The sequence below is a fragment of the Corynebacterium matruchotii genome (genome assembly GCF_011612265.2).
Lineage (GTDB): Bacteria > Actinomycetota > Actinomycetes > Mycobacteriales > Mycobacteriaceae > Corynebacterium > Corynebacterium matruchotii.
Window position 1 is genome coordinate 205,983 of the sequence record NZ_CP050134.2, and the last position, 13,391, is coordinate 219,373.

Consider the following 13,391-nt stretch of genomic DNA (forward strand, 5'->3'; position numbering starts at 1 on the left):
TCATGAATTTCACCAAAACATTAGGCGTTGTAAGCCTCGCCTTGATCCTGGCAGCCTGCTCCAAACAGGCGGAAGAACAGCCTACGCCGTTCTTCGCTAACGTCCGGGAAAACTTCCCCAAGCAGGCAGTTTCCCCCGATGCCGCGGCCTGCAGCCAGGCGGTCGGGGTGGACAAGTCAGCGGCCTGCACCAAACTTGCGGACCTCTATGCGAAGCACGGGGTGACCACCGTGACCACTCAACCGCGGGGGTTGGAAACCATGGGCAATGAAACCTGGAATGTTGACATGAATATCGCGTTTGAGGCGAATGGTACCCAGTACTCGGTGCCGGTGAAATTACTGCTGGAAAAGGCCGACACCGAAACCGGTTGGAAAGTGCGAGAAGATGGCATCACCGCGCTGCACGACACGTTAGACATGCTGCTTTCTAAGTAGCCGGGCGCTTTTCGACGCCGCCGCCTGCGGCTAATGAAAACGGTTGTGCGGTAAAAGAGTATTGCCAGGTGATCCCTCCAGAACACATAATTTTTTGGCCCGTAACTGCATGGGCGGTATAGTCGACGGTGGTCATCGACCGTAACTGTCAGTAGTTTTAAGGAGGCTTACTGAAAATGACTTGCCATATCCATGAAAACCATCCTCATGTTCACGGCGAGAACTGCGGCCACGAAGCGGTCAAGCACGGCGATCACGTCGACTATCTTCACGACGGTCACCGTCACCGCGCCCACGAGGGCCACTGGGATGAGTGCGACGGTAAATAATCTAGCCGCTAGCCGCAGGTCCGGTTGTCATACTTGACGACGAACGGGCCTGCGGTTTTTCTATGCCTGCCGGCTGACCGGGGTGAGAACATCGCTCCCGGCGGGGGACATGAGGATCCTCGGGTTTGGGGGTAGGTCCCGTCAGGATAACGTCGTAAAGCCAAAATAACCAGCGAAAACAGAAAGTTGAGCCTAGGGGACTTAACTTTTTTGGAGGAGTGGTGTATGCTAGGAACAAACTTGAGTAATACCCGCTCAACCTTATGGTTGGTCGGACCTAAAATAGTGAGAACTGGTAAACAGGAATACGACAGAAAAGGACAATAATGAGCTCATTTAAACCAACAACAAAAACCCAAGAAGCATTACAAACCGCGTTGCAACAAGCCTCCGCAAACGGCAACCCTGACATTCGGCCCGCCCACCTGCTGGCCGCCATTCTCGGGCAAGAAGACGGCATAGCCGCGCCCGTGCTGCGCGCCACCGGTGTGGACCCCGAAACCGTCCGCAAGGAAGCCGAGGCGCTCGTGAAGGGGTATCCCAAGGCCGAAGGCTCCGGGCTGGCCAACCCCAACTTTAACCGCGACGGCCTCAACGTGCTCAACGCTGCCCAAGAACTCGCCGGTGAACTCGGCGACGAATTCGTCTCCACCGAAGTCCTCCTGGCCGCTATCGCCCGCGGGCAATCCGACGCCGCCGACCTGCTCACCAAACGCGGCGCCACCTACGACGCCATCAAAGGCGTCTTCCCCTCCGTCCGCGGATCGAAAAAAGTAACCACCGAAGACCCCGAGGGCCAATTCCAGGCGCTGGCAAAATACTCCACCGACCTCACCGCCCGCGCCCGCGAAGGCAAAATTGACCCCGTTATCGGCCGCGACTCCGAAATCCGCCGAGTCGTCCAGGTCTTAAGCCGCCGCACCAAAAACAACCCGGTGCTCATCGGCGAACCCGGCGTGGGTAAAACCGCCATCGTCGAAGGCCTCGCCCGCCGCATCGTCGCCGGCGACGTGCCGGAATCCCTCCGTGGTAAAACCCTCATCAGCCTCGACCTGGGCTCCATGGTGGCCGGCGCTAAATACCGGGGCGAATTCGAAGAACGCCTCAAGGCCGTCCTCGACGAAATCAAGGAAGCCGAAGGCGAAATCATTACCTTCATTGACGAACTTCACACCATTGTCGGTGCCGGCGCATCCGGCGACTCCGCAATGGATGCCGGCAACATGATTAAACCCCTGCTGGCCCGCGGCGAACTCCGACTGGTTGGTGCCACCACCCTCGACGAGTACCGCAAATACATTGAAAAAGACGCTGCATTAGAACGCCGGTTCCAACAAGTCTTCGTCGGTGAACCCTCCGTCGAAGACGCAATTGGCATCCTCCGTGGGCTCAAGGAACGCTACGAAGTCCACCACGGCGTGCGCATCCAAGACTCCGCGCTTGTTGCCGCAGCCACCCTGTCCGACCGGTACATCACCTCCCGGTTCCTGCCGGACAAAGCCATCGACCTGGTGGACGAAGCCGCCTCCCGCCTGCGCATGGAAATCGACTCCTCACCACAGGAAATCGACGAATTGGAACGCATCGTCCGCCGCCTCGAAATCGAAGAAATGGCACTGACCAAAGAAACCGACGCCGCCTCCCACGACCGCCTGGTCAAACTGCGGGAAGAACTCGCCGACCAGCGCGAACGCCTGGGCGAACTCAAGGCACGGTGGAATAATGAAAAGGCCGCCATCGACAAGGTGCGGGGTGTGAAAGAAGAACTGGAAAAGATGCGTCAAGCATCCGAAATCGCCGAACGCGACGGCGACTACGGCAAGGTTGCCGAGCTCCGCTATGGCACCATCCCCCAGCTGGAGAAACAGCTGGAGCAGCTGGAACAACAATCCCTGGCGCCCACAATGCTCTCCGAGGAAGTCACCCCCGATACCATCGCCGAGGTCGTGTCCGCCTGGACCGGTATCCCCGCCGGCAAAATGCTTGAAGGCGAAACCGAAAAACTCCTCCACATGGAGGCCGAACTGGGCAAACGGGTGGTCGGCCAACTCGACGCGGTGCAGGCCGTCGCCGATGCGGTTCGGCGTGCCCGCGCCGGGGTTGCGGACCCCAATCGGCCCATGGGTTCCTTCCTGTTCCTCGGCCCCACCGGTGTGGGCAAGACGGAACTCGCTAAATCCTTGGCCGAATTCATGTTCGATGATGAGCGCGCCATGGTTCGCATTGACATGAGCGAATACGCGGAGAAACACGCCGTCGCCCGCCTCGTCGGTGCCCCTCCCGGATACGTTGGCTACGACCAGGGTGGCCAGCTCACCGAGGCCGTCCGCCGCCGCCCCTACACCGTCGTGCTGTTCGACGAGGTGGAAAAGGCCCACCCGGATGTGTTCGACATTCTCCTGCAGGTGCTTGACGACGGCCGCCTCACCGACGGTCAAGGCCGCACGGTGGACTTCCGCAACACCATCCTGATCCTCACCTCCAACCTGGGTGCCGGCGGCACCCCAGAGCAGATGATGGACGCGGTGAAGAAGGCCTTCAAACCCGAATTCATCAACCGCCTCGATGACGTGGTGATCTTCGACCCGCTCAGCAAGGACCAACTCACCAGCATCGTCGACATCCAAATCCGGGATCTGGCCGAACGGCTTGCCAGCCGCCGCCTTACCCTCAAGGTTTCCGATGATGCCAAGGAATGGTTGGCCGACCGCGGCTACGATCCTGCCTACGGCGCCCGGCCGTTGCGTCGGCTCATTCAGCAGGCCATCGGTGATGCCTTGGCCAAGAAACTCCTGGCTGGCGAGATCCGCGACGGTGACACGGTCAACGTTACTGTGAACACCGCCACTGACAGCCTCGCCGTGGGCAAGTAGGAGTGAAATAGCCATATAGCACTGCGGCCCGTCCGGTCGCAGTGAAAAGCGATAAAAATCACCTACGAATTACCCCGGGATGGACATCACACCTATGTTTTGCGGGTGAACATAATCCACCTGGGGTAATGCTGGTTTTTTACCCAAAAACGAAAGCGGATTTCAACACACACGGACGTTATGGCACACCCGGCGCAGCGGGCGTCGAAAAGCCTAGAGTGCATGTTACAGGTTCGGCATCAAGTGCACCCTAAGATCAGTAATTATGACAGCCACCATCATCAGCACCGATGAACTCGAATATCGCGTTCGGACAGGCAAAAAGCAGATTGTCCTAGCTAGTCTATGGGAGCCGGACGAGCACAGTAACTATGAGCATTTCAAGGCGGGGCACATTCCCACCGCCCGGTTCTGCGACACCGCATTGGCACTCGCCGACATTCCCAGCGCATCCAAAGGCCGCAACCCCTTGCCCACCAAAACCATCCTGGAGAGGTGGTTTAAATATTGGGGGCTTGACGACACCCACGAGGTTATTGTTTACGACGACAAGCGGGGGTTTTTCGCTGCCCGCGCCTGGTGGACATTGAAGTGGGCGGGTGTGAGTAATGTGCGCATCCTCGATGGCGGGCAGCAGGAGTGGGTGCGCCGCGACTACCCGATGGCCGCCGGCCCGGGTAATCCTTGCGTCTACGACAATATTGTCCCCAGCTCCGGGCACATGCCCACCGCCACCATTCAGGATGTGAAGGCCCACACCGGGCTGCTCATTGATGCGCGAGAAACCAACCGGTTTGCCGGCCGTAAGGAATATTTGGATTTGAAGGCCGGCCATATTCCGGGTGCCATTAATATTCCCACCCGTTCGGTGATGAACCCGAAGCAGAGTTTTAAACCGGCCGAGGAGCTGCGGGAGATTTTCGCCAACCACGGTGTGACCCGGGATACCATTGCCGATGCCATCATCTACTCGGGTTCCGGCAACCACTCTGCGCAGGTCATTGCCGCTATGAACATTGCCGGCCTGGGCACGCCCCGCCACTATGTTGGCGGCTGGTCACAGTGGTGCGCTAACCGAAATAATCCGGTGGAGCGTGGCGTTTAACCACACGTACCGACAGGTTTTGCCAGGCATATTACCGAAAAACTATCCCACGAAAGCCGCGGTGGTTGGGATAGTTTTGTCATATTTGCCTTAGACTTAAAGGCATGTTTTTTGTACTTGCCGCCATTATTGTCGCCGGTCTCGGCGGCTATTTACTGTATCTTGATGCCCGCCGAAAGCGCGCCCAGGTGGCCGATGATTCCGAGCTTTACGACGATTCCGCTCAGGATTATGGCCCTGATCCTATAGAACCCGCCGGTGATGAGGCGGAAGCATTCGCCGACCACCACGATTTTGATGTGGGGCAGGGCCCGGTACGGGAAACCGATTATGGTCAGCCGGTTTCCCCGAAGCCTGCGGCCCGCCCGGCGCAGCCGGCGTCTCGGCGGGGGTCGGCGTATGGGCCGAATTCTGGGCGGCCGAACCTACCAAACCAGTCAAACCAGTCAAACCAGCCGGGCGGTCAGGTGGGCCAGCAGAACCAGCCAGGTCAGCCGGGGCAGCGGCGCCCGCGGCCGGCGGCACAGCGGCCCACACCACAGTCGGTGCCGCCGCAGCAGCCGGCCGCCCCGGAACGCCAGCCGTTCACCATTACAAAAACCCCGCATATCACCCGCCCCACCGGGGCTCGCGGCACCACCGGCGTCGCGGGTTCCGGCGGGGAGGCGGGTGCCGATCACGATGCCGACTCCCACGACGAGGAGCCTGGCGGTTCGGGGGGATTGGGCGGCGGGGTGGGAGGGCATGAGTCGCCGGACACCACTACCACCACTGGTCAGGCCCAACAACCTGCGGCCCAGTCTGATGCGTCGGTGGTACCGGCTGCGCGGGAGAAGAAAACTGTCGCCCCACCCATGGTGTTGCCTTCCGCCCATGCCCGGTTGCCGAAGTCGGCGTTCACCGGACTGTTGCGGTCCGCTACCCGGGCCCGCCGTAATTGGGCCCAAGAACACGAGTTTGAATACCAGAAGGAAGACCCCTACCTGAGTGACGAGTGGTCGCATGGGTTTGCCTCCAGCAATCTCACCGCCAAGGATGTGGTCAGTGGGTTTGCCGCTGGTTACGAATTATGGCTGGTAGATTTGGGCCAGGTGACGGTGATGGCCATGCGTCGTAAAGCTACCAGCGATGTGGTTATTGACATTCGCCGGATTTTGCAGTCGGACACATATAAGTTCGAAAACCTGGTGTCGGTGACCACGTTCCAGGGTTTCCACGTGTTTTCCAATAATCCCGGCGCGGCGCAGCGGTTCATTGACGACCGGGTGGGGACCGCGTTTGCCACAATGCCGGCGAAGGTGACCGCCATGTGGTTGGAGTCGAGTTGGGTGCTGGCTGCCACACCGAAGGGGAGCGTGGAGGAGGATTGGGACGCCATGATCCAGCCGTTGGCGCTGCTTGCGGATGCCGCCTATGTGTTGCCGCCGGCGCCGGGTGCGATGCCGCCGATCAGCTATCAGGATAGTGATCCGACCCGGGTGTTGCCGCAGGCCCCGGAGCTGCCGGAGGATGAGGATGAGCCGGAGGTGACCCCGCCGATGCCGCAGTTGCGGCCGAAGGAGGAGCCGGTGGTGTTGCCGTCGCGGGTGCGGGAGGAGTCGCGGGGGAGTGTGAATTCTCGGCAGGTGGGTATGGATGATGTGTCGCCGATTGCGGATGGGGGGAAGCCGGCGGATCCGAATGATTATTTTGGGACGCGGGTGATTCGGGACACGTCGCAGGGTCCGTCTATTTTTACCGATGGTAAGCAAAAGGATTAAAGTGGGGATTCATGCTGAATGAATCAACGTCAACCGGGGCGAAGAAACAGGAATTGGCCGAATTGGTGCGGGAGTTGGCCGTGGTGCACGGCAAGGTGATTTTGTCTTCCGGGAAGGAGGCGGATTACTACGTGGATTTACGCCGGGCCACGTTGGAGCATCGGGCGTCCCGGTTGATTGGGGAGTTATTGCGGGAGCTTACTGCTGACTGGGATTATGCCGCGGTGGGGGGGTTGACGTTGGGGGCGGATCCGGTGGCGACCAGCATTATGCATGCCGATGGCCGGCCGATTGATGCGTTTGTGGTGCGTAAGGAGGCGAAGAAGCATGGTATGCAGCGCCGCATTGAGGGCCCGGATGTGGCCGGTAAGCGGGTGTTGGTGGTGGAGGACACTACGACGACGGGGAATTCGCCGTTGACCGCGGTTGCGGCGTTGCGGGAGGCCGGCGCCGAGGTGGTGGGGGTGGCCACTGTGGTGGATCGGAATACTGGTGCTCAGGATGCGATTGCGGCTGCTGGTTTGGAGTACCGGTATGTGTTGGGGTTGGCGGATTTGGGATTGTAGCCGGTTGGGGTTTTGGGCATGAGTGCGAATATGGGTGAGTCGGAGGCGTCGGCGACGCCGGGTCCGACGGAGTGGGGTCAGGGCCAGCATGGTGTGGGCCCGTGGGAGGTCGAGCATCCGGGCGAGCCGGCCCCGGTTGATGATCCGCGTTATGACCCTGAGCTATTGGCTATGGGGGATCGTCGTAATGTGGTGGATGCGTATCGTTACCTGCGGCGGGAGGCGATTGTTGCGGATATTGATACGCGGCGGCATGCGTTGCATATTGCGATTGAGAATTTCGAAAACGACGCCAATATTGGTACTGTTGTGCGAACGGCAAATGCGTTTGCGGTGGATACGGTGCATATTGTGGGTCGGCGCCGGTGGAATCGTCGGGGGGCGATGGTGACGGACCGGTATCAGCATTTGCTGCACCATGACACCACGGATTCGGTGGTGGCGTGGGCTGCGGAGCACGGGTTGACGGTGGTGGCGATTGATAACACTCCGGGGAGTGTGCCGTTAGAGACGGTGGAATTGCCGAAGCGGTGCCTGTTGTTATTCGGCCAGGAGGGTCCGGGGGTGACGGCGGCGGCGCAGGCGGCGGCGGTGATGACGTGTTCCATCGCCCAGTTTGGGTCGACCCGGTCGATTAATGCGGGGGTGGCCGCGGGGATTGCCATGCATGCGTGGATTCGGCAGCATGCCGATTTGTCGTTGGCATGGTGACACGGCGGGGTGGCATATGGTGTGGTTCGGGGGTAGCTAGTTCATCTGAATGATTAGCAATGCATGCGTTATGGTGCGGTTGGTGTGCCGGGTTGTCACACTGGTGGGGGAGGAGTGAAAAATGTTGCAAGAATTGGAATTATGTCCAGCATATCCGTTATCTTTATGTTATATTTTTGAAAGTCCAGCTATATAGTTTATTGAGCTGTTTAACGACATATTTTCTTAAAATTAATTAGGTGACAGAAGCGGAGAATAATCAGTGAATGAAAAATGGCTCCATCGTGCCGACCTCGCTGAATCCGCCATCAACGAGCGTCATGCTAGCCGGGTGTGGGGTCTTCCCAACACGAATTTAGCGGTTGCCGCCTGGCCGCCGCACACGAAGGAAAAACTGTTTTACCGTTGGCATTATTGGTGGCAGGCGCATTATCTTGATTGCTTGGTTGATGCCGCCATTCGTCGCCCCACTAAGGCCCGTAAGCAGCGGATTCAGCAGACTATTACTGGTATTCGGGTGCGTAATTTAGGCCAGTTTACCCGCAATAATTATTATGACGATAAGTTGTGGTTGGCGTTAGCGTTGGGGCGGGCCCATAAGGTGCTGAATCCGCGGCGGACGAAAAAGAAGTCGTTGGTGGCGTTAGAGGAAAACATTTTGGACGGCATCGACCCGGTCATGGCGGTGCTGCCATGGCGGGTGGGGGAAATGTTTTTTAACGTTCCTACGAATGGTCCCGGTGCGATTCTGATGGCGCGCACCGGCCAGGTCGCCAAGGCGCGGTTTTTAGTGGATTGGGTGTTCGACGAGCTTATCGACGATCATGGGTTGGTGATGGATGGCATTCGCATGTCGATGAATGGGCCGGAAGTGGTGAAAAACCTGCACCCCTATTGCCAGGGGGTGATGATGGGTGCCTGTTTGGAATTGACGTTGCGGCTGCGGGAGTCGCCGGAAACCTATGAGGATTCCATGGCCTATCAGGCGCATGTGCGGAGTGTGTTGCATGCGGTGGAGAAAGACATGGCCACACCAACGGGGGTGATTAACTGGGATACCCGTGATGGTGATGGCGGCCTGTTTAAGGGGATTCTGGCCCGGTATTTAGCTGATGTTGCGGTGCGGCTGCCGGACGATAGTGAGGCTAATGTGGCGGCGAAGAAGCTGGCCCGGAAGCTGGTGCTGTCGAGTGCGGAAAGCGTGTGGAATCATCGCCTGGAGGTTGATGGGCTGCCGGTGTTTGCCTCTGACTGGTTGGGTGATGCGAAACTGCCGCATAATTATGGGTTGACGACGAAACCGTTGAGTGATTATGTGCGGTTGGTGCGGATTGATGAGCGGGATTTGTCGGTGCAGCTTTCCGGGTGGATGCTGTTGGAGGCTGCCGCGCGAATTTCGGCTGCTGACCCGGTGGAGGGAGAATAACCAGAGGTTTGTTTCTAACCCCAATCTTTTTCGTGAAAGAGGTTGGGGTGTGAGATTTGCGTCATGGGGGGTGGTGCGGGGGATAGCAGAAACCAGGTATTTTAAATAGGGTTTTAACTGTGGTTTTTTCTGGGTGCCTCAAAGAAGCTTCGGGAATGGCTGTAGCAGTCGAAAGCGGATGTCTGGCATTCAGCTTAAGATGACGAGTGTATCCATAACATCATATCGAGACACCGGATACTTTCTGTGGCTAAGATTTGACGTGTGGGAAACTGGAAGTGATTGGAGATCAACCTCATGACATACCCTTACAACAGCGGTCAGCAACCTGATTCGGTGAATAATCCATTTTTGGGTAGCCAACCGGGTGGTTTGGGGTCGCAGTATGACCCTAATGGTCTTGCCGCTAATCCTTCATATAGTCCCGATCCTGTAGCAGATTATGGTTATAATCCTACGCCTGTGGGGGGCACCGATTGGCAGCAGCCAGCCTCTGGCTATGATTACAGTGCACAATATGGGGTGCCTGTGCCGCAGCAGCAGCCACAATATGGGGTGTTGCCGCAGCAGCAACAGTATTATGCGGCGCCGCTCCAGCAGAACCCGCCGAAAGATAAAGCCATTGCTATCTTATTTTGCCTGTTCTTCGGTGTTTTTGGGGCGCATAATTTCTATACCGGGTTCAATGGGATGGGGGCGGCGCAGCTAGTGCTTTTGCTCGTGGGGTGGTTGTTTTCCTTCCTTCTCATAGGAATACCCTTGTTGATTGCGTTAAGCATTTGGGTATTTGTCGATTTGATTATGATTATCGCCAGCAGCGGACGGTTTGCTTATGTTTTCCGGCCCTGACCAGTAAAATTATTAGAATCCTCGCATGTGTCTTTCATGCGGGGACTACTTTGGGTTTAGGGCCGGAAAACCTATCGGCACATCCCAGGAACCAACTATCAGTTTGAGGAGAATACCGCACATGTCCGCTTCAACCGGCGGTGGCGCTGGCGACCCGTTTAGCAACTCTGCCCCCAGCCAGGCGCACGACCCGTTTTCCCAGGTGGAACCGGTGAAAACTGGGGACACTACTGTCCGAAAAGGCCAGTTCGACCCTTTCGGTACCACCAACCCCAGCACACCGGCTGATACCTTCGGCGACACCGCTGCCCCCGTGGCGCATCGCACTCCGGTGAGTGGGCCGTGGTATTACGTCATTCCGGCATTCGTGGCCGCCATGATTGCCGCGGTGCTCGCTATATTGGCGTTCGCTGTTGGTGGGAGCGCGACCGACACAATGTTCCACAATTATGCTATTTGCGGCTGGGTCATGGCCGGTATTGTGGGTTTCCTCCTGATTGGGATGCATATGCGGGCGGACAATCGTCGACAAGCGGAAAACTTCTATATCGAAAACCCCATGCAATATGTGCTCATGCGGGCCACCATTATCATTGGGTCGCTGGCGGTTGTGGGCACCGCGTTCGAAATCGCCTTGTGGTTATCAAAAACAGTCGGGTAAAAACGGGTAAAAAGGGAACCAATATGAAAAGTTTGACTGCACCACCTCTGTGGCGGATTCTCTCCACGTTCGCCGTTATCGCCATTATCGGCGTACTGGCCCTGCCCGGCGTAGTCCAGGCGGAAGACGCCGAAGTGTCCCCCTCGGGTAGGGAGAACATTAAAAAACTCAACACCTGCATTGACAATAAGAAAAAAGCCGACCTGATTTTCGTGATTGACGAATCGGCGTCGCTCAAGGGGCACGGCGGTAAACCCGCCACCGACCCCAATAACATACGTGTTCCCGCCATGCAGGACCTGGTCACTCAACTAGGAAAATTCGCCCAGGAAAGCAACGCGGACATTAATGTGAAATTGTCCGGGTTCGGTCAGGGCTACCGGTCGCAGCCAGACGTGTACGGTGGTTGGGTCAATGTGCGGGATCATGCGGGGGACCTCACCCCACCCATCCAAGGCTTCGACCAGCGCAATAATGATGTGTTCACCGACTACGGCACCGCCCTCAACGGCGCCATGGCGGACCTGGCCAGCCGACCCGACCCGGAAAGCTGTAAGGCCATCCTGTTTTTCACCGACGGGAAACTCACCGTCCAGGGGGATCAAAAGGCCGACATTGTGGCCCAGAAAGCCATTTGTTCCGCCGACGGGCAGGTGAAAAAACTCCGGGATGCCAACATTCAACTGTTCACCGTGGGCCTGATCCCCTCCGGGGAAGAATCGCCCGAGCAAATCCTGCGATCCATGTCGGAAGGCAACGACTGCGCCATCGACACCGTGCCCAATGGGGCGTTCTTCAACGCCGAATCCAATGCGGCATCGTTGTTTAGCGCCTTCCGATCCATTCTGCCGAACAATGCGGTGGTGGAACACCACGGCAATACAGCAAGTAAGATGCGGTTCATGCTGGACAATTCCATCACCGAGGTGCGAATCTCCGCGGTGCCAAATGAGATTGTCGACAATGATGCGCTCATCCCCGTGCTCATCACCCCCCGAGGCAAGGAAATCCCCCTCAAGGGCAGTTCTGCCTCTAACGATGATGTGAGTATCAAGGTAGAGCGGGGCGACAGCGTGCCCGGCATGGTAGACATCACCATGTCGAAAGACCAGGCCGGCGACTGGGCCGGGGAATGGCTCTTCGGCTACCAGGCCAAGGAGGGCACCAACACCCAATACTCGGCGAAAGCCCAAATCTTCCCCGGCCTCACCACCGTTGCTGAAGAACTCAACGACAAGGAAGTCATTGGGCTCAGCAATAACGAAGTCATCCACGTGGCCTTGGTGAATCGGGATGGGCAACCCCAAAAACTTGAAGGTGAAGCCAAACTGGAGGCAAAATTCGCCCCCGCCGACGGTTCCGAACCCATCAACCTCATTGAACCCACCTCCATCGGTGACGGGTTCCCCGTGGTTGTGCCGCTGAAAGTCATTGACAAGCCGTCGACCGGTGAAATCACCCTGAGCACCGCCATTGTGACCAAGGGCAAGGACAACAAGCCCGGCACCCAACTCACACCCGTGGTGGCCCGCTACCCGGTGGCAATCAGCCCTAGCAACTTCCCGAAGGTAGCTGGTCAGGTTGATATTAAAGTCAACCAGCTGGAAACCCAGGTGTCGGTCCCCGTGGAAGGCCCCGGCAAACTGTGGATTGACGAAAAAGCCACCGGCACGAAAATCACCACCCCGGAGGGAGCAACACCGCTGAAATTCGAAGCACCGAACAACAGCAGCGAAAAAGCCCTCACCCTTCAGGCCGGGCAAAAAGGCTCCCTGCCGCTGATTATCCGCACCGACAAGCTTGTCGACGGGCCAATTGCGGTCAATAGTTTAGTGAAACTGGAAAGCCTGAAAACCGGTGAAGACGGCGAAGTCGCCGTCCAATTCACCGGCACCATGCAGGCACCCGTGAACAAGCCCGTGTTTGCCGGCGTGTTCGTACTCGTGCTCATCCTGGCCATCCTCATCCCACTCATCATCCTCTACCTCATCAAATACCTCACCGGCCTGCTGGTGCAGTCCACCCTGCACGCCAAGAGCATCCCAGTGGCCATCAAGAACGGCCGGCTGGTTCGGGAAGATACTGGCCAAAACCTCACGTTCACTTTCGACGAACTCGTGCTCAACACCCCCGGGGTGAAACCGCAATCCCGCGAAGTCGTGCTCGCCGGCAAGAAAATCCGGGCCCGCTACGGGTTCAACCCGTTCAGCTCCGCATACGCGGCGGCGGAAGACGGTCCCTCCATCGGCAACCTGGGTCGGCAAGTCAAAGGCCGGGCAAAACTGCCGCTCGCCCTGCGCCGCACCTGGGTGCTTTACGCCGACAAATACACCAAGGACAAGGGCCAACTTCTTGTCATCGTCGACCCCAACATTCAACAACCCGACATTGATGCCCTCGCTGCCGAAGCCCAGGCCAAGGCCAAGGACTACTTCGACCGGTTCCCCGAGCCAGCCCCCGCCGACGCTGACGGGGCGGATGGGCCGCACGTCGCAGCGTCGCAAAGCGCGGGTGCGAAACCCGACCCCTTCGGTGGCGCCCCCAGCAAACCGCAACCGCCGCGCACCAGCCGGAACCCCCAGCCCAGCCGGGACGACGACGATGTGCACCGGACAGCGTCACTCGACCGGCCCACCGAAAACGATAGTAACGACCCGTTTGCGTAACCCACGCA

Annotated in this window: 12 protein-coding genes; 11 read left to right on the top strand and 1 reads right to left on the bottom strand. The window is 58.2% G+C overall.

The window, feature by feature from the left end; translation table 11 throughout:
* Positions 1 to 2: 2 nt before the first annotated feature.
* Positions 3 to 437 carry a hypothetical protein gene (locus HBA49_RS00850; protein ID WP_005525446.1) on the top strand — a complete coding sequence of 145 codons (435 nt, stop codon included), beginning with the start codon at positions 3 to 5 and terminating at the stop codon, positions 435 to 437.
* On the opposite strand, the gene HBA49_RS00855 is transcribed toward HBA49_RS00850, so the two are convergent.
* Entirely contained in the window at positions 430 to 573 is a 144-nt protein-coding gene (locus tag HBA49_RS00855) for a hypothetical protein (protein WP_162019691.1), read from the bottom strand. The two genes, HBA49_RS00850 and HBA49_RS00855, sit on opposite strands and share 8 nt — an antisense overlap.
* 40 nt (positions 574 to 613) lie before the next feature.
* Here HBA49_RS00855 and HBA49_RS00860 point away from each other — a divergent pair, with 40 nt between their 5' ends.
* From HBA49_RS00860 to HBA49_RS00905, 10 genes are all read left to right on the top strand, one after another.
* Complete coding sequence (locus HBA49_RS00860; RefSeq protein WP_162019687.1) at positions 614 to 766, top strand: hypothetical protein; 153 nt, start codon at positions 614 to 616, stop codon at positions 764 to 766.
* Positions 767 to 1,092: 326 nt separating this feature from the next.
* Positions 1,093 to 3,639 (top strand): ATP-dependent chaperone ClpB, encoded by a 2,547-nt coding sequence (gene clpB / locus HBA49_RS00865; protein WP_005524841.1) that lies wholly within the window; start codon positions 1,093 to 1,095, stop codon positions 3,637 to 3,639.
* Between the two features lie 265 nt (positions 3,640 to 3,904).
* Entirely contained in the window at positions 3,905 to 4,744 is an 840-nt protein-coding gene (locus HBA49_RS00870; protein ID WP_005525496.1) for a sulfurtransferase, read from the top strand.
* A 104-nt stretch (positions 4,745 to 4,848) separates the two neighbouring features.
* A complete protein-coding gene (locus HBA49_RS00875) occupies positions 4,849 to 6,504 on the top strand; it encodes a hypothetical protein (protein WP_005525219.1) in 1,656 nt (551 codons plus the stop codon).
* Positions 6,505 to 6,515: 11 nt separating this feature from the next.
* Positions 6,516 to 7,070: an orotate phosphoribosyltransferase gene (pyrE, locus tag HBA49_RS00880; protein ID WP_005525072.1), complete on the top strand. Its 555-nt coding sequence runs from the start codon at positions 6,516 to 6,518 to the stop codon at positions 7,068 to 7,070.
* 18 nt (positions 7,071 to 7,088) lie between these two features.
* A complete protein-coding gene (locus tag HBA49_RS00885) occupies positions 7,089 to 7,781 on the top strand; it encodes a TrmH family RNA methyltransferase (protein ID WP_005522809.1) in 693 nt (230 codons plus the stop codon).
* A gap of 262 nt (positions 7,782 to 8,043) precedes the next feature.
* The gene (locus HBA49_RS00890; RefSeq protein ID WP_005522812.1) at positions 8,044 to 9,207 is read left to right on the top strand and encodes a glycoside hydrolase family 76 protein; all 1,164 of its coding nucleotides are present in this window, start codon (positions 8,044 to 8,046) and stop codon (positions 9,205 to 9,207) included.
* A 282-nt stretch (positions 9,208 to 9,489) separates the two neighbouring features.
* Positions 9,490 to 10,056: a TM2 domain-containing protein gene (locus HBA49_RS00895; protein ID WP_005525358.1), complete on the top strand. Its 567-nt coding sequence runs from the start codon at positions 9,490 to 9,492 to the stop codon at positions 10,054 to 10,056.
* A 121-nt stretch (positions 10,057 to 10,177) separates the two neighbouring features.
* The gene (locus HBA49_RS00900; protein WP_005522814.1) at positions 10,178 to 10,717 is read left to right on the top strand and encodes a hypothetical protein; all 540 of its coding nucleotides are present in this window, start codon (positions 10,178 to 10,180) and stop codon (positions 10,715 to 10,717) included.
* Between the two features lie 23 nt (positions 10,718 to 10,740).
* The gene (locus HBA49_RS00905; RefSeq protein ID WP_005525060.1) at positions 10,741 to 13,383 is read left to right on the top strand and encodes a vWA domain-containing protein; all 2,643 of its coding nucleotides are present in this window, start codon (positions 10,741 to 10,743) and stop codon (positions 13,381 to 13,383) included.
* The last annotated feature ends 8 nt before the right edge of the window (positions 13,384 to 13,391 follow it).

Bases quoted from the DNA above. Each gene is read 5' to 3' on its own strand.
- HBA49_RS00850 (WP_005525446.1), top strand. From the start codon at position 3: ATGAATTTCACCAAAACATTAGGCGTTGTAAGCCTCGCCTTGATCCTG.
- HBA49_RS00855 (WP_162019691.1), bottom strand. From the start codon at position 573: ATGACCACCGTCGACTATACCGCCCATGCAGTTACGGGCCAAAAAATT.
- HBA49_RS00860 (WP_162019687.1), top strand. From the start codon at position 614: ATGACTTGCCATATCCATGAAAACCATCCTCATGTTCACGGCGAGAAC.
- clpB (WP_005524841.1), top strand. From the start codon at position 1,093: ATGAGCTCATTTAAACCAACAACAAAAACCCAAGAAGCATTACAAACC.
- HBA49_RS00870 (WP_005525496.1), top strand. From the start codon at position 3,905: ATGACAGCCACCATCATCAGCACCGATGAACTCGAATATCGCGTTCGG.
- HBA49_RS00875 (WP_005525219.1), top strand. From the start codon at position 4,849: ATGTTTTTTGTACTTGCCGCCATTATTGTCGCCGGTCTCGGCGGCTAT.
- pyrE (WP_005525072.1), top strand. From the start codon at position 6,516: ATGCTGAATGAATCAACGTCAACCGGGGCGAAGAAACAGGAATTGGCC.
- HBA49_RS00885 (WP_005522809.1), top strand. From the start codon at position 7,089: ATGAGTGCGAATATGGGTGAGTCGGAGGCGTCGGCGACGCCGGGTCCG.
- HBA49_RS00900 (WP_005522814.1), top strand. From the start codon at position 10,178: ATGTCCGCTTCAACCGGCGGTGGCGCTGGCGACCCGTTTAGCAACTCT.
- HBA49_RS00905 (WP_005525060.1), top strand. From the start codon at position 10,741: ATGAAAAGTTTGACTGCACCACCTCTGTGGCGGATTCTCTCCACGTTC.